Below are 19,550 nucleotides of genomic sequence, written 5' to 3'. Positions count from 1 at the left end.
CCTCAAGCCTGTGCCGCTCAAACAAGAGAGCGAGCCGTGAAACACGCAAAATATACCCTTCTTACTAGTATCTTGGTGGCGACTGCTGCCGTGTCTAATTCTGCGAACGCAGCGGATAACACATTAACCATTTATACCTATGATTCCTTTGCTTCAGATTGGGGACCAGGGCCTAAAATCGAACAAGCATTTGAGGCTAAATGCGGGTGTGATGTTAACTTTGTCACGCTGGATGATGGGGTCTCGATTCTCAACCGATTACGCCTTGAAGGTAGCAGTACTAAAGCGGATATTGTGTTGGGGCTCGATAATAATTTAATGAGTGAAGCCAAATCGACAGGATTGCTAGCTAAACACTCAGTTGATACTCAAGCTGTTACGGTTCCAAATGGTTGGAATGACGAGGTGTTCGTTCCCTATGATTATGGTTACTTCGCGTTTGTGTACAATAAAACTCAGCTCTCCAATCCGCCTACTAGCCTCAAAGAATTGGTCGAAAAGCGTGATGATCTCAAGATCATTTATCAAGATCCGCGAACGTCAACACCAGGACAGGGGCTGCTTTTATGGATGAAATCGGTTTATGGAGATCAAGCCCCGGCGGCTTGGCAGCAACTTGCTCAAAAAACCGTAACAGTAACCAAAGGCTGGTCTGAAGCTTACTCTATGTTTTTAGAGGGCGAGGCGGATATGGTGCTTTCCTATACCACCTCACCAGCTTATCATCTAATCGCTGAGCAAGATGATCATTACGCTGCCGCAAATTTTAGTGAAGGACATTACATTCAAGTTGAAGTGGCAGCGAAGGTGGCGAGCAGTGCACATCCACAGCTTGCCGATCAATTTATGGCGTTTATTCTCAGCCCTGAATTTCAAGATGTGATTCCTACGACCAACTGGATGTATCCCGCGATGGATGTTGCGTTACCCGAAGGATTTTCGAGCTTAACGATACCGAGCAAAGCGCTGAGTTTCAGTGATCAGCAAGTTGCAGAAAAACGTAAAGCTTGGATTCGTGAATGGCGTAATGCGCTCACTCAATAGGCGTCGCTTTGAACTCAACACCTAAAACCGGTATCGGCGTTGCTTTTGTCATTGCAGCGCTGGTGATCGCTGCGCTTAGTGCGCTGTTAATGCACGCACCGCTCGGCGATATTAGCTTCTTATGGCAAGACAGCTATTATCGCCACGTGACGCAATTCAGTTTCTATCAAGCTTTCCTCTCGATGCTACTTAGTGTGGGCGGGGCCTTGCCTGTTGCTTTGGCGTTATCACGGCGTCACTTCGCGGCGAAGAGCTGGATCATAAAAATATTCGGCACCACGTTGGTCATGCCTGTGTTGGTTGGCGTTTTTGGTCTATTAGCGATTTACGGCAATAGTGGTCTTGTGGCCAAGTGGCTTGAGCGTTTCGATTTCACTCTGCCTTTTTCTATTTATGGCCTCGGTGGGATTCTACTCGCCCATGTGTTTTTTAATTTGCCCTACGCGACGCGCCTGTTATATCAATCGTTGGAAACCATACCCGGTGAACAGCATAAGTTATGCGCGCATTTGGGCATGTCAGCATGGGATAAATTCAAATGGGTTGAGTGGCCGCGGCTAAGGCAGCAATTACCTTCGGTATGTGGGTTGGTATTTATGCTGTGCTTTACCAGTTTCGCGACGGTGATGGCGCTCGGCGGAGGCCCCAAATCTACGACCATTGAATTGGCCATTTATCAAGCGATTAAGTTTGATTTTGACTTACAAAGTGGCGCACTCCTTGCAATGTGGCAAATGCTTTTATGTGGCACCTTAGCCTTGAGTATTCAGCGTTTTGCCAAGCCTTTAGCCATCAACGGTATCAGCTATCGTCAAACCCAGTTTAAAGGGCGAGAGTCTATGTTGGTGAGAGTTTGGGATATGGGAGTCATCACGATAACGGTGATATTTGTTTTTTCACCTTTGCTGATGGTGTTTATCAGTGGCATCAGCTCGGCATTTTTCAAAGTATTGGCAGATAGCGAGTTTTGGTCTGCACTTGGTGCATCACTACAAGTGGCCGTCATGTCGAGTGGCTTAGCATTAAGTGCGGGCATCGCCATTTTATCCACCAGTCGTCGCTGGCGTGTGCAAGACAAAAACCGTCGAGCAAACGGCATTGAGATGCTGGGGGCGATTATCTTAATTACGCCTGGTTTGGTATTGAGCACTGGGTTGTTTGTTTTGTTGCGTCAATTTACGGATGTCTTTCAACTGGCTTGGCTGATTGTGGTTGTGGTTAATGCATTAATGGGGCTGCCTTACGTTATCAAAACCTTGGCTCAGCCGATGTTACATGTGGAGCAGCAATATCAATATTTGTGTGCTTCGCTCGGGCTTAAAGGTTGGCAGCGTTTTCGAGTCGTGGAATGGCGGGCTTTGCATAAACCCGTCGCGCAAGCGCTTTCGATTTGCTTTATGTTTGCGATTGGCGATTTAAGCGCTATCGCGCTTTTTGGTAGCCAAGAGTTTAAAACGTTACCGCTCTATTTATTCCAGTTGCTGGGGAGTTATCAAATGGCTTCGGCCGCGGTGGTATCGGTAGTCATGTTATTGCTGAGTATTGGCGTTTTCTCTCTGGTGGAATGGCTAATTAAACCCCGAAAAGCGTCACTTATGGCTTCAGACACAGGTTTAAAGGAAACAACATGTTAGCCCTAGATAACGTTCTCTATGAGTATCAAAATGAGCATTTCTGTTTTGATTTACGTGTTAATGCGGGGGCGCGGGTGGCGTTACTTGGCCCGAGTGGGGCTGGAAAATCGACCTTACTGGCATTGATGGCGGGGTTTATTGAACCAAGCCGTGGTCGGATTGTCGCCAATCAACGTGATGTTGTGGGCCTGCCTCCTTATCAACGCCCCTTTGCAATGTTATTTCAAGAGCACAATTTATTTGCCCATTTATCGGTGTTTGACAACATTGCTCTCGGGCTTAGTCCGAGTTTGAAGTTGTCCATCGACCAGCGTCAGCAAGTGGTGGATGCAGCCAAGCAGGTAGGCGTGAGTGAGTTGATGGAACGTCTTCCTGAACAGTTGTCGGGAGGGCAACGTCAACGGGTTGCTTTAGCCCGCTGCTTTGTACAATCACATCCTATCTGGTTATTTGATGAGCCGTTTTCAGCACTCGATCCTATATTGAGAGAAGACATGCTTGCCTTAGTGAATAAGCTAGCGATTGAACGTGAGATTACCTTGGTGATGGTGACCCATCATTTGAGTGACGTAAAAGCGATAGCGACAGATTTTGCGTATATCGACCAAGGTCATGTTGAGGTGAGTGACAAAGTGGGCAACTTGACGGAGCAACATGGTAATCCGAGATTGCAGGCGTTTATCCGCGCGGGGTTAGGTCAATTATAAAAAAGCTGGCTCTAGGCCAGCTTTTTTTATACTGAAAAGGCGATTAGTATTCCTCGTCATTTAACTCTTTGAGAATTTGAAAAATCTCACGGTAGGCTTTAGCCGGTTTACCCGCTTGTTTTTCTTTTGCTGCTTGGCGAGCTAATTGACGTAGTCGCTGGCGATCTGCTTGTGGGTACAGCTCCATCACTTCTGCGATGGCTTCATCGCCTTTTTCCACGACGTCATCACGCAGCTTCTCAAGTTTATGCAGTACCGCAGTTTGCTGAGAGTGCTTGTTGCGTACTTTATCCAGCGCGGCTTGAATCGGCTCAGGGTCGATATTACGCATCAATTTACCGATAAACTGTAATTGTCGACGACGAGCTTCATTTTTAAAGCGTTGTGCGTCTTTGATGGCGTCAAACAGATCATCATCAAGAGGAAACTTTTCAAGGACTGAAGGTTTGAGCGCCACCAACTCTTCACCGAGTTGTTGTAGCTCTTCCATATCGCGCTTCATTTCTGATTTGCTGACCCAGATAATCTCTTCTTCTGGTTCCCATGGCGCTTTTTTATTCTTACGAGCCATTTTTTTGCCTGTATGTTCTATGAAATAATATTTCTCTATTTTAACAAGAATCGTGGGGAGAAAGCGAAATTCTTGTTATTCTATCTGTTCAACACAAAATGAATGAAAGAGATATGGACGTAAAACAGCAAGTCGCTCAGCAACGTGTTGAGCTTGAAGCCGCCGTTTCTAAAGCATTAGAGATTGCCGCCGAGAAGTCTGACGCCGCTGAAGTGGCGATCACCAAAAGTACCGGATTAAGCGTTTCTACTCGCATGCGTGAAGTCGAAAATGTTGAATTCAATAGCGATGGTGCTCTGGGCATTACCGTTTATCGGGGTCAATGCAAAGGAAGCGCATCCACCTCTGACTTAAGTGAAAAAGCGATTCGTGAAACGGTACTCGCCGCGTTAGACATTGCCAAGTATACCTCTGAAGACCCATTCGCTGGTCCTGCTCCTGCGGAGTTGATGGTTAAGGAGATTCCAGACCTCGATTTGTTCCATCCTGACACGCCTGACCCAGATTATGCTGCTCAGCAAGCGATTGAAGCTGAGCAACATGCACTGGGCTACAGCAGCAAAATCAAGCAAAGTGATGGGGCAAGCTATGACAGTCACTATGGTGTAAAAGTGTATGGCAACAGTCACGGCTTAGTGGCGAGCTATCCATCGAGCCGCCATAGCATCAGCTGCTGTGTTATTGGTCAAGGCAGCAACGGTGAAATGGAACGTGATTACAGCTACAGTGTCGCGCGCCACCGTGATGATCTTTTTAAGCCAGAGCAAGTCGGTCTGCAAGCGGCTGAAAAAACCGTAAGTCGTTTAGATGCCAAGCGTTTGGCTACCGGAAAGTATCCCGTGATGTTTGCAGCGGATGTTGCCACGGGCTTGATCGGTCATTTGGTGATGGCGATCAGTGGCGGCAACTTATATCGCAAATCTTCTTTCCTACTGGATAAGTTGGGTGAGCGTATTTTGCCGCAGTGGTTTAACATTGCTGAGCGGCCCCATATTCTGCGTGGTCTCGCGTCCAGTCCATTTGACAATGAAGGTTTGGCGACTCAAGATCGTGACATCATTACCGATGGTGTGTTGGCGACCTATCTTTTGACCAGTTACGCTGCGCGTAAAATGAAGATGACCCCGACGGGTCATGCTGGCGGGATTCATAACTGGTTTGTCTCGTCAACGGGTCAAGATTATCGTCAAATGCTACGTGAACTTGGCACTGGTTTACTTGTTACCGAAGTGATGGGGCAAGGAGTTAATACTGTGACCGGTGATTATTCTCGAGGCGCGGCAGGATTCTGGGTCGAAAATGGTGAGATTCAATACCCAGTTTCGGAGATCACTATTGCTGGCAACCTAAAAGATATGTTCAGTCAAATCGTGGCGGTGGGCTCAGACATCGAGACGCGCTCACAAATTCAAACGGGCTCTATCCTACTTGAAACGATGAAAGTCGCTGGCGAGTAAGTTTCTAGCTTTAAAAAAAGCCCAGCATTCGCTGGGCTTTTTCGTTGTAAAGACATCACACCAATCAAAACTTCACAGATGAACTAGGTGAGCAAGATGGTCGCTAAACCTAAGAACACTGACAGACCGATGACATCGGTCACGGTGGTTAAGGCCATTCCTCCAGCGAGTGCCGGATCAATATTCATCTTTTTGAGCAGTACCGGAATCATGACCCCAGCGACCCCAGCAATAAATAAGTTGGTGAGCATGGCGGCCGATATGATGCCGCCAAGCACCCAGTTACCTTTCCACGCGACCACGATACCGCCAATGATGGTGGCCCATAAAATACCGTTGAGTAAACCAACAGCGGCCTCTTTTAATAACAGTTCTCGGCGGTTTGCATCACCGATATGACCGAGTGCTAAGCCGCGAATCACTAGAGCAACGGTTTGGTTACCCGCAACCCCGCCCATTGAAGGCACGATGGTCATCAATACGGCAATGGCCGCCATCTGTTCTAAGGTATTTTCAAACATGTTAGAAACAGAAGCTGCAGCTAGGGCTGCCAGCACGTTCGCGCCGAGCCAAATACTCCGTCTGCGAGCTGATTTTACGACCGGCGCAAAAGTATCTTCGTCATCATCCATACCCGCCATACTCATCATCGAGTGCTCAACGTCTTCACGAATAACGTCAACGACGTCATCGATGGTAATGCGGCCCACCAGTTGTTGGTGCTCATCAATCACTGGAGCAGACACCCAGTTACGACGCTCAAACAAACTGGCGACATCGGAGTCACTCATTGTGACTTCAATCGCATCACTACTGCTTTCCATCACGTCGTGAACTTTTACATCAGGTTGCGTGGTGATAAGCGTGGTTAGTGACAAATAGCCAATCAGCTTATTTTCGGCATCGATGACATAAATGGCATCGGTTGCTTCGGGAATTTCACCAAGAATGCGTAAATAGCGTAATACTACGTCCACATCCACGTCAGCACGAATAGTGATGACGTCGGTGTTCATCAAGCTACCGGCGGAATCTTCTGGGTAGGAGAGCGCGGTTTCGACCCGTAAACGGTCAGCGCTGTCCATCTGCGACAGGACTTCTTGTGAAAGATCGTCAGGTAGGCTTCGTAGTACGTAAGCCATGTCATCGGTATCCATCCCTTCTGTGGCTTCCACCAACATTTCGGGATCCATTTTGGAGACCAAATCGTCTTTCACATCCTCGTTTAACTCATCGAGGATGTCACCATAATCTTCGGGGTCAGCCAGTTGCCATAACACTTCACGGCTTTTTCGTGGCGAAGCTTCTAATAGATGGGCGATATCCTCCGGTTCCATGTCTTGCAATTGACGACGGACATGGACGAAACGGCCATTTTCCAGAGCCTCGCTGACTTCTTGGAGGGCTTGGTGAGCTTGGTCAAACTCTATTTGCTCTGCCATTGGTTCCTCCTGACTCTCTGTGTGTACAATGCTCTGAATAGTAACTTAATTTTAGAGCTTGTTTAACAAGTTAATAGGAAGGCGAACAAATATTTTTCTTTATTAGGGAGGGAGTTACTCACCTTCGTCGAATTTATCTTCAATAAGGTGACAAACCGCTTCTAGTGCGTCACTGGCATCAGGCCCCTGAGCATGAATCGTGACTTCTTCGCCTTGCGCCGATTCCAGCATCAACAAACCCATGACCCCATCGGCGGTGGCTTGCTTACCCTCACGGTTTTCAATGGTCAGTATTGATTCAAATGATTGAGCTAACTCGACGAGTTTGATGGCAGCACGAGCATGCAGCCCTAAGCGGTTTTGAATTAAGACAGTACGGCTTTCTTGCTGCGACATGTCGGTTATTCCTTGGGTTCTTTTTCAAGGCCAGTATGACGAATTTGTACTTGGTGCCCTAGGCTGGAAAAGTATTCACCCAACTGCTGAGCGATGTACACCGAGCGATGTTTACCGCCAGTACAGCCAATGGCAACAGTGAGATAACTGCGGTTATTTTTTTGTAGAAGATCGAGCCAGTTTTCAAAAAAGAATTGTATCTGTTGCTTGAGCTCGAGAACTTCTGGGTAGTTTTCCAAAAAGGATTTGATGGGAGTATCAAGACCAGTCATCGGACGTAAAGCGGGATCCCAATGCGGATTAGGCAGGAAGCGAACGTCGAAGACATAATCGGCATCACTGGGCAGGCCATATTTAAAACCAAATGACTCAAACACCATGATCAGCTTTTTCTGTTCGCGGCCTTCCACTCGCATGCGTACTGCCTCACTGAGCTCATGCAGGGATTTATTGCTGCTGTCGAGGATCAGATCTGCGTGATCGCGAAGTGGCAGAAGAACACGTTTTTCTTCTTCAATCGCTTGCTCGAGGGAATTTTCCTGACCGATAGATAAAGGATGAATGCGGCGAGTTTCGCTATAGCGTTTAAGCAGCGTTTCTTTACTGGCATCAAGAAACAGCACGTTCACTTCGGTGTCTTGCTTGAGTTGATCTAACGTGTCAGCGACCAGCTGCGGGTCTTTTGGGAGGTTGCGGATATCGAGGCTGACAGCCACATTCTGTTTGCTGTCTTCCACTGAGTCGATAAATGGAATCAACAGGTTGACTGGTAAATTATCAACACAGTAGTAACCTAAATCTTCAAGGACGCGCAGGGCGACACTTTTACCAGCCCCAGATTGACCGCTGACGACGATTAGACGCATAGCAAGGAGTTCTCTTACTGATTAACCATAATGTCGTAGAGCTCTTGATCACTTTGAGCCTTACGTAACTGTTTTAACACCTGCTTATCACTCAAACGTTCCGCCATGCTGGATAGCGTTTTAAGATGCTCTTTGCACTGTTCATCTGGCACCAGCAAGGCAAACAACAGATCAACCGGACGGTTATCGACTGATCCAAACTCAATCGCCTCATCACATTGAAGAAGTACTGCAACCGCCTTTTGACTTGACTGCATACGCGCATGTGGAATGGCGATACCATTGCCAATTCCGGTACTGCCCATTTTTTCGCGGCTGAGCATACATTCAAATAGCTCCGTTGAGCTTTGACCTGTTTGTTGGGCTACGAGTTCGCTGATCATTTCTAGAGCGCGTTTCTTACTCGTGCAGTGGACTGCACTTTTGGTGCAGTCCACTGTCAATATTTCATTTAGTCGCATGATTAATGATTGATTAGTTTTTCTTTGTGCTTATTCAACTGGCGCGTCAGTTTGTCGACCAGCGCATCGATAGCAGCATACATGTTTTCGTTTTCAGCGGAGGCGTGGATTTCGCCCTGACTTACGTGAAGGGTAGCTTCGGCGATTTGCGTGACTTTTTCAACACGCAGAACCACATGAACGTTGGTGATGTGATCAAAGAATCGTTCGAGCTTTTGAAACTTTTCGTTTACATAGTCTTGCATTGAATCGGTCAGATCAATGTTGTGGCCATTAATGTTGATTTGCATAGACTTTCCTTCTCGGTTGTAGGCCTTAAAGTAGGCGTTTACGCTGACTTGAAGGGGCAATACCTAGTGATTCACGATACTTAGCGATGGTTCGCCTAGCTACCTGAATCCCTTGGTCAGCTAGTAGTGCTGCAATTTTACTGTCACTCAGCGGTTTGGCTGTGTTTTCAGATGCGACCAATTTTTTAATCAGTGCGCGGATTGCAGTTGATGAACATTCTCCGCCATTGTCAGTACTGACGTGACTTGAGAAAAAGTATTTCAACTCAAAGATACCACGTGGCGTATGCATATATTTCTGGGTGGTCACCCGTGAAATTGTGGATTCATGCATGTCTACGGCCATGGCTACATCATTGAGCACCATAGGTTTCATGGCTTCTTCCCCATACTCAAAGAAATCGCGTTGATGTTCAACGATACACTTCGCAACTTTGAGTAAGGTTTCGTTTCGGCTCTCCAAACTTTTAATTAGCCACTTCGCTTCTTGCAAATTGGTTCGTATGTATTGACTGTCTGCGCTGTTACCTTTACCTAAACTGGCGTACTGCTGATTAACTTTTAATCGTGGCACGCTGTCAGGGTTGATGGTTACCACCCATTTACCGTGATCCTTAAATACGGATACATCGGGAATCACGTATTCCGCATGGTCCGAGGCTATACGACTTCCCGGGCGTGGATCAAGTTGCTGAATGAGGCGAAGAACGTCTTTCAGATCCGTCTCTTTCAGTTTAGTGTCTTTAATGATTTGGCGATAGTCGCGGTTGCCGAGATGATCAATATAGTTGAGTAACACCTCTTTTGCTTCATTGAGCCACGGTGTATCTTCTGGATAGGTACCGAGTTGAAGCAATAAACAATCTTGCAAATTGACCGAAGCGACACCTAGCGGATCAAACTGCTGAATGCGCTTGCGCACCGCTTCCACTTCATCCAGTTCAACTTCTTCTTGCTCCACGCCTTCGGTATTGAGGCTTTCAACAATGTCTTCTAGTGACAGAGTGAGATAACCGTAATCATCGATGGCGTCGATTAATGACATGGCGATCATGCGGTCAGTGTCGCTAAATGGCGTCAAATCAAGCTGCCAAATTAGATAATCTTGTAAGGACTCGGTGGTTTCACCTTGATAAACAGGCGCATCATCATCAAGAGAAAGGCCTGTGCTACCGGAGTTGGCGCTATAGACATCGTCCCACGTCGTATCGATTTCCAATTCAGAACTAATTTCTGATTTCTCAATTAATTCTGAGCTATCTTGTGGGTCAGCTTCGCTATCAGCGACATCAACGGTTGGCTCTTTAACCTCATTTTCAGCTTCACTACTGCTATTGGCGCTATTGAGCTCATCATTTTGACCGCTCTCTTCAGCGCCTTCTTCGACTTCTAGCAGTGGGTTGGAATCCAACGCTTCTTGAATCTCCTGTTGAAGATCCAAAGTTGACAGCTGCAGCAGGCGGATCGCTTGCTGCAGTTGCGGTGTCATTGCTAACTGTTGGCCCAGTTTAAGTTGTAATGAGGGTTTCATTCAGTCGTACTTGCCTTAATCCTTAAGAATCTTACTGATATATTTTTATCATAGCCGGAACTGTTCGCCTAGATACACCTGTTTTACTTGCTCATTACTGAGGACTTGCTCAGGTGTGCCTTCGGCAATTAAGTTACCTTGGCTAACGATGTATGCTTTTTCACAAACATCTAGAGTCTCTCGCACATTGTGGTCGGTAATCAAGACTCCAAGACCTCTATCTCGTAAATGCTCGATGATCTTCTTAATATCGATAACTGAAATAGGGTCAACGCCTGCAAAAGGTTCATCCAAAAGAATGAATTTAGGGTTCGCGGCGAGCGCACGTGCTATTTCGACGCGTCGACGCTCACCACCAGATAGTGCCATACCTGCACTGTTACGAATGTGCTGGATATGAAACTCTTCCAATAAATCTTCTAGTCTATCTTGGCGCTGTTCGCGGGTCAGTTCTTCACGAGTTTCCAGCACTGCCATGATATTGTCGCGTACTGAAAGTTTACGAAAAATCGATGCTTCTTGCGGCAAATAGCCAATACCCATGCGTGAGCGGCTATGCATCGGCAGAATACTGATGTCGGTATCATCAATCATGATGCTGCCTTCATCGCGTGCGACCAAACCAACAATCATATAGAACGAAGTGGTTTTTCCTGCTCCGTTTGGACCAAGTAGCCCCACAATCTGACCGGATTCCACCTGCAAACTGACATCGGAAACCACTCGGCGACTTTTATAACTTTTTGCTAAATGTTCTGCTTTCAATAAGGCCATAGTTACTCTTCAACGGCTTGAGGCTGTAATACGGTTGAGACACGATCGCCACTCTGTTTGCCATCGGCAATCAGCTTTTGCGAAGAGATTTTATAACGAATCTGTGAGCCTTTAATCACGCTGTCGTCTTGCGAGAGCATGGCTTGGTTGATCATCGTTAGCTGGTCATCAGCCATTTTGTAGTACAACTCTTTGGCTTCACCGTATAAGGTTTTGCCATCATCGGTGAGCTGAGAAAATGTCGCGAGATTTCCATAGCCTTCAATTTCTTGAATTGCGCCATCTTTTGCGCCGCGAGTGACGATAATTTTATCCGCATTAATATTAATGCTGCCTTGCTTGAGCTTAACATCACCGGTAAAGGTGACTTTGTTGCTTTGCATATCCAGTTGCTGGCTATCGGAATCGATATAGACGGGTTGGTCCCGGTCTGTTGATAACGCCATTGCGCTCGATGAAACCATCAAGCAAGCCATGAGGCTAAGGTGTAAGAGTTTCATATCTACCTTGTACATGCTCGTAAAGAACAGCGGTGTTATCGGCAAAGTTGCCTTTCATTGCTTGTCCCACTGTTTCAAACTGCGGCCCAACCAGAGTGACCTGATTGTCTGCCCAAAAATCTCGATTGTCTAACTGAATGCTCAGCTCTATGGTGGTTAATGTATCAAAACCTGAGTCAGGAAGAAGGTTTTTTGCTTTTACATTGCCCTTTAGCGTTAGAACATGGTCTTTATCAAGAACACCTTCGTCTGCGGTGACTTCCCACTCGTGAATATCCCCTTCTTTGTACACTTTTAGCACCGGTTGTGCAAAAACAGTATCACCACTTTTAGCGAAGTGGTCGAGGTGTTCTGAGGTGATCACATAGCTGCGGATCCCCTCTTCATTGTACGAAGTGTTGGTTAAGTTTTGGCCGCTAAACATTGGTAATTCGCTATTTGGTTCGACCTGTTGATCGTAACTTTCTTGGCGTTCAATAAGATAATATCCACACCAGCAGACAACAAACACCAAAAGAACGTAACCAATACGAGTCAAACTCATATACTCAGTCCTTTATGCACATCTAGTTCACCGCGAGCTTGCAAGATCAGGTCGCACACTTCGCGCACTGCACCACGCCCGCCAGGAATGTGGGTGACGTAGTTGGCACGTTGGCGAAGTAGGGGGTGACCATCGGCAACGCAAACACGCAGTGCCACTTTTTCCATCACCGGCCAGTCGATCAAGTCATCACCAATATAGCCGGTATGCTGCGGGTCAATATTTAGCTGGCGGCAAATGTCTAGGTACGCTTTGACTTTGTCATCTTGGCCTTGATAAACCAAAGAAATACCCAGTGCACGCATGCGATTTTCTACGATCTTAGAGTTACGGCCGGTAATGATCGCCACTTCAATGCCTGCGTTCATCAGCGACTTAACGCCATAGCCGTCACGGGTGTGAAACGTTTTTAGCTCTTCGCCGTCATTTCCCATATACACCAAGCCATCGGAAAAGACGCCATCGACATCGCAGATCAGCAGTTTGATCTGTTTAGCGATAAGATAAGTGGACTGTTCGACTGGACCATACAGTGTTTCTACCATGGTTGTCATTACATTACCCCCGCACGCAGTAGATCATGCATATTGAGTGCACCAACCAGTTTATTGTGGTCACAAAGCAGTAAACCATTAATGCTCTTTGATTGCATTAAATTTAGGCCCTCTGCAGCCAACATATCCGGATGGGCAACCGTTGGATTCTCGGTCATGACGTCACGGATTGCTGTGGTGTGAATATCAATGCGTTTATCGAGAATTCGCCGTAAATCGCCATCAGTAAAAATACCCAGTAGGTGCTGTTTTTCATCGATAACCGCGGTCATCCCTAAGCCTTTTTGGCTGATTTCAAGCAGGGCATCACGAATCAGAGTTTGAGGTGTGACCATGGGTAAATCATCGCCAAGGTGCATAATGTCAGACAATTTAAGCAGCAATTTACGTCCTAACGCACCGCCCGGATGGGAGAGGGCAAAGTCTTCGGCTGTAAAGCCGCGAGCTTGAAGTAAGGAGACCGCTAATGCATCCCCCATCACTAAGGTTGCGGTTGCACTTGAGGTGGGCGCTAATCCTAAAGGACACGCTTCTTTGGGAACATGAATACACAAATGCCCTTCAGACAACTTCGCCATATTCGATTGCGGATTGCCCGTCATACTGATGATTTTTATTTGTAAGCGTTTAAGAACGGGAAACAGGGCAAGAATCTCTTGTGACTCACCAGAGTTTGAAATTGCGAGCACAATATCACCAGGGGCAATCATCCCCAGATCACCATGCGCAGCTTCACCAGGGTGAACAAAAAACGCTGGCGTTCCGGTACTGGCTAAGGTTGCCGCTATTTTATTGCCGATATGGCCAGATTTACCTATGCCCATCACCACGACTTTGCCTTTATTGGCCAAAATCATGTCACAGGCATCAAGGAAGTGCTGATCAAGGTACTGATCAAGCTGTTGCAGCGCTGCAATTTCGGTATTTAGTACTTCTAATGCGGCAGAGCGATAGTCAAACATTCAAGTTCTCCGAAAGACGGAAAGGCTTAGGCAGCCATGTTCATAAATAAATAGCTTTGGTAAGCGACAAAGCTCAAAAATAAAATCATTCCTTCGATACGGTTGATGCTACGAGATTTACCCAACGCCATCACGACAAGCAATAGGGATACACCAAGCATCACCCAAAAATCACGCCCCATCGCATACTCATTAATCACAGAAGGATTAATGATACCGGGGATGCCCATTACGGCGAGAATATTAAATACATTTGAACCGATGATGTTGCCCACTGCCATATCATCTTCGCCTTTGAGCACGCCTGCTAGAGAAGCCGCCAATTCTGGTAAGCTGGTTCCAATTGCGATGATGGTTAGGCCTATAACTAAGTCACTCATTCCGAAGTATTTGGCGATGATCACTGCATTATCAACCAGAATATCAGCAGAGACGGGGAGCAGAACCAAGCCGACAACAACCCAAAAAGCGGCTTTTCCATTACTGACACCTTGGGGAACCTCTGACTCTTGGTCAGACAACATGCTGTCGTTTTTGTTCTGATCTTTGCGGCTAATATGCATCATGGCGAGAATAAAAGCGGCGAATAGGACAAACAGCAGAACCCCTTCATAAAATCCGAGTAAGTCGTTCCACAAGATCGCCCCTGCCACGAGGGTGACGCCAATCATTAAAGGCAATTCTCTGCGCAGTACACCGGAACTAATAGACAGGGGTTTGATTAGAGCAGTAATACCAAGAATGAGCGCGATGTTGGCGATGTTCGAACCAAGGACGTTGCCGACAGCGGTATCGGTTTTACCGCTAAGCGCGGCGGTCGCAGAAACCATCATCTCGGGAGCGGAAGAGCCCATTGCAAGAATCGTCATGCCGATTACCAAAGGTGAGATACCAAAGTTACGTGCAAGAGCTGCCGAACCGTATACTAATTTATCCGCACTCCAAACCAGTAATACTAAGCCCACAACGAGGAGCGCAACAGCTGTTAACATGACTATCCTTAAATAATTCTAAGACCAACAAATTAACCGCTAATTTTGACGGTTTGGATAGGAAAAGGGAAGCTGAACATCGCATTTAATGTCTGCTTTTTTTAAATCGGTTAAGGAATTTTTGCTCGATCCATCACCAAGCAAAGTAAAAGTAAATCAAGGGTAAATAATCGAACAGTGCTTTTAATTCGATTTCAATCTGCTTATGATTGCCATCAATAAACGCAGCATGCAAAGAGTTAACTATGAGCCAAGAAGATTTGGTCACAATAAAAAACTTAACCTTTTCAAGAGGTTCAAGGAAAATATTTGATGATATTAGCTTGCACGTGCCAAAAGGTAAGGTGACGGCGATCATGGGCCCTTCTGGTATCGGTAAAACAACCTTATTGCGTCTTATTGGCGGACAAATCGCGCCTGAAAAGGGTGAAATTTGGTTCGATAGCCACAATATACCAACATTAAGCCGTACTGAGCTTTATGCAGAACGTAAAAAGATGAGCATGCTGTTTCAGTCTGGCGCATTATTCACCGATCTGTCGGTGTTTGATAATGTCGCTTTTCCATTGCGTGAACATACGGATCTTGATGAAACGTTGATTCGTTCATTGGTGTTGCTCAAGCTGGAAGCGGTTGGTTTACGCGGGGCTGCGCAGTTAATGCCTAGCGAGCTCTCAGGCGGTATGGCAAGGCGCGCTGCATTAGCGCGTGCGATTGCTCTTGATCCGCAGATGATCATGTTTGATGAGCCGTTTGTCGGCCAAGATCCGATCACGATGGGTGTGCTGGTGGAGCTCATCGGTAATCTTAATCAGGCGTTAGATTTGACCTCAATTGTGGTTTCCCATGATGTGCCTGAAGTCATGAGCATTGCTGATTGGGTTTATCTATTGGCCGATGGCAAAGTGATTGCGAGTGGTACGCCACAGGAATTGCGTCAAAATAGCGATCCGCGAGTCCAACAATTTTTGACTGGGGAAGCCGATGGACCCGTTCCATTTCGTTACCCAGCAGACAATCTAGCGAAGGATTTATTTGAATGATAGCCAGTATTACCGAGTGGGTGGCAGCGACTGGGCGACGCTCTTTATCGGTTTGCGCGGCTTTTGGGCGCGCCAGTTTAATGTTATGGGGAGCGGTTTGGTCAAAACCGCGGCCTATCAAGCACTTTCCGCTACTTATTCAACAACTTTATAGCGTTGGTGTTCAATCACTGATCATAATTGTCCTTTCCGGACTGTTTATTGGCATGGTGCTTAGCTTACAAGGCTATGTGATTTTAGTGGACTTCGGTGCTGAAGGTGCCTTAGGCCAAATGGTGGCGCTGTCGTTATTGCGAGAGCTGGGGCCTGTTGTGACCGCTCTGCTGTTTGCAGGACGTGCTGGCTCAGCGTTGACTGCTGAAATTGGGTTAATGAAAGCCACTGAGCAGCTCTCGAGCCTCGAGATGATGGCGGTTGACCCTTTAAAGCGCATTATTGCGCCTCGCTTGTGGGCGGGGGTGATTTCAATGCCGCTACTGACCATGATCTTTATTGCGGTCGGTATTTGGGGCGGCCAATTGGTCGGCGTGGACTGGAAAGGCATTGATAATGGCAGCTTTTGGTCCGCGATGCAGTCCTCGGTCGAATTTGGCCAAGATATCGGCAACAGCTTAATTAAGAGTGCGGTGTTTGCGATTACCGTCACTTGGATCGCTTTATTTAACGGGTATGACGCGATTCCTACTTCAGAAGGAATCAGTCGAGCCACAACTAGAACCGTGGTTCACTCTTCACTTGCAGTTTTAGGTTTAGACTTTGTACTAACTGCTTTGATGTTTGGAAATTAATATGCAACCAACAAGAAAAACAGAATTATGGGTCGGCAGCTTTGTTCTGGCTGGAATTTGCGCAATTTTAGTCATGATTTTTCAAGTTGCTGACGTTAAGGGATTTGGATCGGGTGATACTTACACCCTGAAAGCAAGGTTCGATAACATCGGTAGCCTAAAAGTTCGGTCGCCAGTCAAAGTCGGCGGCGTGGTAGTTGGACGAGTGACCAACATCGATCTAGACCGTGAACGTTTGGTGCCGGTTGTCAGCATTGCTGTCGATCGTCAATTTGACCAATTTCCTGATACCTCGAGTTTACAAATACTGACCTCAGGATTAATTGGTGAACAATACTTGGGGCTGACGCCTGGATTTGTTTTTGATGATGAAGAGATGCTGAAAGAGGGTGACTTCATTGAAGATACGAAGTCAGCAATGGTGCTGGAGGATTTGATTGGTCAATTCCTTTACAGCAGTGGTAACTCAGATTCGGACCAGTAAGGAACTAAGTATGTTGAAAAATTGGATGATGGCGCTTGTCGCTACACTGGGGCTATCGCTTTCGTTAGTAGGGCAAGCCGCTGAAATCGATAAAACTCAGCCGTATCAAATGATGAAGCAAGTGTCCGGGCAGACTTTTGCTCGCTTAACCGCTGAGCAAACTCGTATTCATCAAGATCCTAACCACCTTAAAACGATTGTTGAAGAGGAGTTGATGCCGTACGTCAATAGCAAGTATGCGGCTTTGAAACTGTTAGGAACCAATTTGAAAGGCGCGAAGCGCGAAGATGTGGGTGAATTTATTGAGGCTTTTCATCAATACTTGGTCAGTTCTTATGCACAAGTTTTAACGCAATATACTGATCAAACAGTAAAATTTGGTCCCGAGCCCAAAATTGATGATCAAGAACGTATCACCAGCATTAAAGTCGATATTATTGATACACCACGACCAAACATTAATCTCGAGTTCAAACTACGCAAAGACAAAAGCGGAGATTGGGAAGCGTTTGATATGATTGCAGAAGGGATTAGCTTGTTGTCGAGTAAACAGTCGGAGTGGAGTGGAAAACTGCGCCAAGACGGTATTTTGTCGGTAGCAAAAGAGCTTGAATCCTTAGCGGCACAGCCGATTCGTTTCGAGAGTAAGCAGTAATGACACATCCTCAGTGGCACCGCGCAGCGGATGACCAAGTGACTTTGTCTGGCGCTCTTGACCGATTAACAGTCCCTGCTCTTTGGTCGTATATAAAACAATGGACGCCTGAATCTGGTGGTATGGAGTTGTCTTTAGAGCGGGTTGACCGTGTCGATTCTGCTGGCATGGTATTGTTGATTCACTTAATAGAGCATGCAAAAAAACAAAACTGTCATATAATGCTGAGTTTTGTGCCAGAAAAATTGCTGATGCTAGTGAATCTCAGTAACGCAGACGCTATTCTGGCGGACCATATCAAAACAATTTAGGGGTGAAGTGTGGATAGCGCACAAGTACAACAAATACTCGCAGCGGCATTACAAATAGAAGAACTTCACGTAAAAGGCGAAGGCAGTCACTATGAAGTGATCGCTGTTGACGCGTGTTTCGATGGCATGAGCCGCGTGAAGAAACAACAAATGATTTATGCGCCGCTGATGGAATACATTCAAAGAAACGACATTCACGCTGTATCCATTAAAGCTTACACGCCAGACGAGTGGGCTCGTGATAAGAAGTTGATGTCACTGTAAGGTTGATTAATGGAAAAGTTTCGAGTTATAGGGTCAGATAAACCGCTAAGTGGTGAAGTGACTATTTCAGGTGCCAAAAACGCCGCATTACCGATTTTGTTTGCTTCGATTTTGGCTGAAGAGCCTGTACAAGTGAGCAATGTTCCTCATTTGCGAGACATTGACACGACGATGGAGCTCCTCAAACGTTTAGGCGCCAAAGTTGAACGTAATGGCTCTGTGCACGTTGACCCAAGCCAGATTAACGAGTTTTGTGCACCGTATGATTTGGTGAAAACCATGCGTGCGTCAATTTGGGCACTGGGGCCTTTGGTTGCTCGTTTTGGTCAAGGCCAAGTCTCACTTCCTGGCGGTTGCGCGATTGGTGCTCGACCTGTCGATTTGCATATTCACGGGTTAGAGCAGCTGGGCGCGAAGATCGAACTTGAAGATGGTTATGTCAAAGCAAGTGTCGATGGTCGCCTCAAAGGTGCGCACATCGTTATGGATAAAGTTAGCGTTGGTGCCACGATTACCATCATGTGCGCGGCGACGTTAGCAGAAGGTAAAACGGTACTTGATAACGCTGCTCGTGAGCCTGAAATTGTCGATACTGCTGATTTTCTTAATACGCTAGGTGCCAAAATCTCAGGTGCTGGCACTGATACGATTACTATCGAAGGTGTTGAGCGTTTAGGTGGCGGACAACACGCGGTTGTCGCTGACCGTATCGAAACCGGAACTTTCCTTGTTGCGGCTGCAGTCTCTGGCGGTAAGATTGTCTGTCGCAACACCAAAGCGCATTTGCTTGATGCGGTGCTGGCGAAACTTGAAGATGCTGGCGCGAAGATCGAAATAGGCGATGATTGGATCAGCCTAGATATGACCGGACGTGAGCTTAAAGCGGTGACGGTGAGAACCGCGCCACATCCTGGCTTCCCGACAGATATGCAAGCGCAGTTTACGCTGCTTAACATGATGGCGAAAGGTGGTGGTGTGATCACCGAAACCATTTTTGAAAATCGTTTTATGCACGTGCCAGAGCTGATGCGCATGGGAGCAAAAGCAGAAATTGAAGGCAACACCGTGATCTGTGGTGATGTTGAGCGCCTCAGTGGGGCACAAGTGATGGCGACAGACCTTCGTGCTTCAGCAAGTCTAGTGATCGCTGGCTGCATTGCCAAAGGTGAGACCATTGTTGACCGTATCTATCATATTGATCGTGGTTACGAAAAAATTGAGGACAAGCTCTCTGCTTTAGGCGCAAACATTGAGCGCGTGTCTGAGACAGGGTAAACTCA

The 19,550-nt window shown here is 46.7% G+C and carries 24 protein-coding genes; 11 read left to right on the top strand and 13 right to left on the bottom strand.

Annotated elements, in window-relative coordinates; translation table 11 throughout:
• The first annotated feature begins 36 nt into the window (after window positions 1-36).
• From thiB to thiQ, 3 genes are read left to right on the top strand one after another with little or no spacing between them, the layout of a single operon-like run.
• Window positions 37-1,044 (top strand): thiamine ABC transporter substrate binding subunit, encoded by a 1,008-nt coding sequence (gene thiB, locus M1D72_RS19935; RefSeq protein WP_456296292.1) that lies wholly within the window; start codon window positions 37-39, stop codon window positions 1,042-1,044.
• Window positions 1,045-1,052: 8 nt separating this feature from the next.
• Window positions 1,053-2,678: a thiamine/thiamine pyrophosphate ABC transporter permease ThiP gene (gene thiP / locus M1D72_RS19930; RefSeq protein ID WP_456296291.1), complete on the top strand. Its 1,626-nt coding sequence runs from the start codon at window positions 1,053-1,055 to the stop codon at window positions 2,676-2,678.
• Complete coding sequence (gene thiQ / locus M1D72_RS19925) at window positions 2,672-3,385, top strand: thiamine ABC transporter ATP-binding protein (RefSeq protein WP_456296290.1); 714 nt, start codon at window positions 2,672-2,674, stop codon at window positions 3,383-3,385. The genes thiP and thiQ overlap by 7 nt, the downstream gene beginning before the upstream one ends.
• A gap of 43 nt (window positions 3,386-3,428) precedes the next feature.
• On the opposite strand, the gene yjgA is transcribed toward thiQ, so the two are convergent.
• Window positions 3,429-3,956 carry a ribosome biogenesis factor YjgA gene (gene yjgA / locus M1D72_RS19920; protein ID WP_390197394.1) on the bottom strand — a complete coding sequence of 176 codons (528 nt, stop codon included), beginning with the start codon at window positions 3,954-3,956 and terminating at the stop codon, window positions 3,429-3,431.
• 113 nt (window positions 3,957-4,069) lie between these two features.
• Here yjgA and pmbA point away from each other — a divergent pair, with 113 nt between their 5' ends.
• Complete coding sequence (pmbA, locus tag M1D72_RS19915) at window positions 4,070-5,413, top strand: metalloprotease PmbA (protein WP_456296289.1); 1,344 nt, start codon at window positions 4,070-4,072, stop codon at window positions 5,411-5,413.
• 83 nt (window positions 5,414-5,496) lie between these two features.
• Here pmbA and mgtE read toward each other — a convergent pair whose 3' ends face one another.
• The 12 genes from mgtE to M1D72_RS19855 form a co-directional block, all read right to left on the bottom strand.
• Entirely contained in the window at window positions 5,497-6,855 is a 1,359-nt protein-coding gene (gene mgtE, locus M1D72_RS19910; RefSeq protein WP_456296288.1) for a magnesium transporter, read from the bottom strand.
• A gap of 114 nt (window positions 6,856-6,969) precedes the next feature.
• Window positions 6,970-7,251: an HPr family phosphocarrier protein gene (locus M1D72_RS19905; RefSeq protein ID WP_390197386.1), complete on the bottom strand. Its 282-nt coding sequence runs from the start codon at window positions 7,249-7,251 to the stop codon at window positions 6,970-6,972.
• A gap of 5 nt (window positions 7,252-7,256) precedes the next feature.
• Window positions 7,257-8,117, bottom strand: coding sequence for an RNase adapter RapZ (gene rapZ / locus M1D72_RS19900; RefSeq protein ID WP_390197383.1), 861 nt, complete (start codon window positions 8,115-8,117; stop codon window positions 7,257-7,259).
• Window positions 8,118-8,131: 14 nt separating this feature from the next.
• Window positions 8,132-8,578, bottom strand: a complete 447-nt coding sequence (ptsN, locus tag M1D72_RS19895; RefSeq protein ID WP_390197380.1) for a PTS IIA-like nitrogen regulatory protein PtsN — start codon at window positions 8,576-8,578, stop codon at window positions 8,132-8,134.
• 2 nt (window positions 8,579-8,580) lie between these two features.
• On the bottom strand, window positions 8,581-8,868 hold the full coding sequence (gene hpf, locus M1D72_RS19890; RefSeq protein ID WP_390197378.1) for a ribosome hibernation promoting factor: 288 nt from the start codon (window positions 8,866-8,868) through the stop codon (window positions 8,581-8,583).
• Between the two features lie 25 nt (window positions 8,869-8,893).
• Window positions 8,894-10,399, bottom strand: coding sequence for an RNA polymerase factor sigma-54 (locus M1D72_RS19885; protein WP_390197376.1), 1,506 nt, complete (start codon window positions 10,397-10,399; stop codon window positions 8,894-8,896).
• Between the two features lie 48 nt (window positions 10,400-10,447).
• Window positions 10,448-11,173 (bottom strand): LPS export ABC transporter ATP-binding protein, encoded by a 726-nt coding sequence (lptB, locus tag M1D72_RS19880; protein WP_456296287.1) that lies wholly within the window; start codon window positions 11,171-11,173, stop codon window positions 10,448-10,450.
• Between the two features lie 2 nt (window positions 11,174-11,175).
• Entirely contained in the window at window positions 11,176-11,673 is a 498-nt protein-coding gene (gene lptA, locus M1D72_RS19875; RefSeq protein ID WP_390197370.1) for a lipopolysaccharide transport periplasmic protein LptA, read from the bottom strand.
• Entirely contained in the window at window positions 11,654-12,217 is a 564-nt protein-coding gene (gene lptC, locus M1D72_RS19870) for an LPS export ABC transporter periplasmic protein LptC (protein WP_390197367.1), read from the bottom strand. The genes lptA and lptC overlap by 20 nt, the downstream gene beginning before the upstream one ends.
• Window positions 12,214-12,771, bottom strand: coding sequence for a 3-deoxy-manno-octulosonate-8-phosphatase KdsC (gene kdsC, locus M1D72_RS19865; RefSeq protein WP_456296286.1), 558 nt, complete (start codon window positions 12,769-12,771; stop codon window positions 12,214-12,216). The genes lptC and kdsC overlap by 4 nt, the downstream gene beginning before the upstream one ends.
• Window positions 12,771-13,733, bottom strand: coding sequence for an arabinose-5-phosphate isomerase KdsD (kdsD, locus tag M1D72_RS19860; RefSeq protein WP_456296285.1), 963 nt, complete (start codon window positions 13,731-13,733; stop codon window positions 12,771-12,773). The genes kdsC and kdsD overlap by 1 nt, the downstream gene beginning before the upstream one ends.
• A gap of 26 nt (window positions 13,734-13,759) precedes the next feature.
• Window positions 13,760-14,725, bottom strand: a complete 966-nt coding sequence (locus M1D72_RS19855; protein WP_390197359.1) for a calcium/sodium antiporter — start codon at window positions 14,723-14,725, stop codon at window positions 13,760-13,762.
• 245 nt (window positions 14,726-14,970) lie between these two features.
• Here M1D72_RS19855 and mlaF point away from each other — a divergent pair, with 245 nt between their 5' ends.
• Genes mlaF through murA form a run of 7 tightly spaced genes read left to right on the top strand, consistent with a single transcriptional unit; the run spans window position 14,971 to window position 19,545 of the window.
• Window positions 14,971-15,768 carry a phospholipid ABC transporter ATP-binding protein MlaF gene (gene mlaF, locus M1D72_RS19850; RefSeq protein ID WP_390197355.1) on the top strand — a complete coding sequence of 266 codons (798 nt, stop codon included), beginning with the start codon at window positions 14,971-14,973 and terminating at the stop codon, window positions 15,766-15,768.
• Window positions 15,765-16,556, top strand: a complete 792-nt coding sequence (gene mlaE / locus M1D72_RS19845; RefSeq protein ID WP_390197352.1) for a lipid asymmetry maintenance ABC transporter permease subunit MlaE — start codon at window positions 15,765-15,767, stop codon at window positions 16,554-16,556. The genes mlaF and mlaE overlap by 4 nt, the downstream gene beginning before the upstream one ends.
• Before the next feature lies 1 nt (window position 16,557).
• Window positions 16,558-17,040, top strand: coding sequence for an outer membrane lipid asymmetry maintenance protein MlaD (mlaD, locus tag M1D72_RS19840; RefSeq protein WP_390197350.1), 483 nt, complete (start codon window positions 16,558-16,560; stop codon window positions 17,038-17,040).
• A gap of 25 nt (window positions 17,041-17,065) precedes the next feature.
• Complete coding sequence (locus M1D72_RS19835; RefSeq protein WP_456297436.1) at window positions 17,066-17,695, top strand: ABC transporter substrate-binding protein; 630 nt, start codon at window positions 17,066-17,068, stop codon at window positions 17,693-17,695.
• On the top strand, window positions 17,695-18,006 hold the full coding sequence (locus M1D72_RS19830; RefSeq protein WP_390197347.1) for an STAS domain-containing protein: 312 nt from the start codon (window positions 17,695-17,697) through the stop codon (window positions 18,004-18,006). Before M1D72_RS19835 ends, M1D72_RS19830 begins: the two co-directional genes overlap by 1 nt.
• A gap of 9 nt (window positions 18,007-18,015) precedes the next feature.
• Window positions 18,016-18,270 carry a BolA family iron metabolism protein IbaG gene (gene ibaG / locus M1D72_RS19825; RefSeq protein ID WP_390197344.1) on the top strand — a complete coding sequence of 85 codons (255 nt, stop codon included), beginning with the start codon at window positions 18,016-18,018 and terminating at the stop codon, window positions 18,268-18,270.
• Between the two features lie 9 nt (window positions 18,271-18,279).
• A complete protein-coding gene (murA, locus tag M1D72_RS19820; RefSeq protein ID WP_456296284.1) occupies window positions 18,280-19,545 on the top strand; it encodes a UDP-N-acetylglucosamine 1-carboxyvinyltransferase in 1,266 nt (421 codons plus the stop codon).
• Window positions 19,546-19,550 lie beyond the last annotated feature (5 nt).

This window comes from Vibrio sp. AK197 (genome assembly GCF_053903115.1).
Note: the sequence above shows the minus strand (reverse complement) of the source record. Positions and strands in the feature narration are given on the sequence as shown.

Bases quoted from the DNA above. Each gene is read 5' to 3' on its own strand.
- thiQ (WP_456296290.1), top strand. From the start codon at position 2,672: ATGTTAGCCCTAGATAACGTTCTCTATGAGTATCAAAATGAGCATTTC.
- yjgA (WP_390197394.1), bottom strand. From the start codon at position 3,956: ATGGCTCGTAAGAATAAAAAAGCGCCATGGGAACCAGAAGAAGAGATT.
- pmbA (WP_456296289.1), top strand. From the start codon at position 4,070: ATGGACGTAAAACAGCAAGTCGCTCAGCAACGTGTTGAGCTTGAAGCC.
- mgtE (WP_456296288.1), bottom strand. From the start codon at position 6,855: ATGGCAGAGCAAATAGAGTTTGACCAAGCTCACCAAGCCCTCCAAGAA.
- M1D72_RS19905 (WP_390197386.1), bottom strand. From the start codon at position 7,251: ATGTCGCAGCAAGAAAGCCGTACTGTCTTAATTCAAAACCGCTTAGGG.
- rapZ (WP_390197383.1), bottom strand. From the start codon at position 8,117: ATGCGTCTAATCGTCGTCAGCGGTCAATCTGGGGCTGGTAAAAGTGTC.
- ptsN (WP_390197380.1), bottom strand. From the start codon at position 8,578: ATGCGACTAAATGAAATATTGACAGTGGACTGCACCAAAAGTGCAGTC.
- hpf (WP_390197378.1), bottom strand. From the start codon at position 8,868: ATGCAAATCAACATTAATGGCCACAACATTGATCTGACCGATTCAATG.
- M1D72_RS19885 (WP_390197376.1), bottom strand. From the start codon at position 10,399: ATGAAACCCTCATTACAACTTAAACTGGGCCAACAGTTAGCAATGACA.
- lptB (WP_456296287.1), bottom strand. From the start codon at position 11,173: ATGGCCTTATTGAAAGCAGAACATTTAGCAAAAAGTTATAAAAGTCGC.
- lptA (WP_390197370.1), bottom strand. From the start codon at position 11,673: ATGAAACTCTTACACCTTAGCCTCATGGCTTGCTTGATGGTTTCATCG.
- lptC (WP_390197367.1), bottom strand. From the start codon at position 12,217: ATGAGTTTGACTCGTATTGGTTACGTTCTTTTGGTGTTTGTTGTCTGC.
- kdsC (WP_456296286.1), bottom strand. From the start codon at position 12,771: ATGACAACCATGGTAGAAACACTGTATGGTCCAGTCGAACAGTCCACT.
- kdsD (WP_456296285.1), bottom strand. From the start codon at position 13,733: ATGTTTGACTATCGCTCTGCCGCATTAGAAGTACTAAATACCGAAATT.
- M1D72_RS19855 (WP_390197359.1), bottom strand. From the start codon at position 14,725: ATGTTAACAGCTGTTGCGCTCCTCGTTGTGGGCTTAGTATTACTGGTT.
- mlaF (WP_390197355.1), top strand. From the start codon at position 14,971: ATGAGCCAAGAAGATTTGGTCACAATAAAAAACTTAACCTTTTCAAGA.
- mlaE (WP_390197352.1), top strand. From the start codon at position 15,765: ATGATAGCCAGTATTACCGAGTGGGTGGCAGCGACTGGGCGACGCTCT.
- mlaD (WP_390197350.1), top strand. From the start codon at position 16,558: ATGCAACCAACAAGAAAAACAGAATTATGGGTCGGCAGCTTTGTTCTG.
- M1D72_RS19835 (WP_456297436.1), top strand. From the start codon at position 17,066: ATGATGGCGCTTGTCGCTACACTGGGGCTATCGCTTTCGTTAGTAGGG.
- M1D72_RS19830 (WP_390197347.1), top strand. From the start codon at position 17,695: ATGACACATCCTCAGTGGCACCGCGCAGCGGATGACCAAGTGACTTTG.
- murA (WP_456296284.1), top strand. From the start codon at position 18,280: ATGGAAAAGTTTCGAGTTATAGGGTCAGATAAACCGCTAAGTGGTGAA.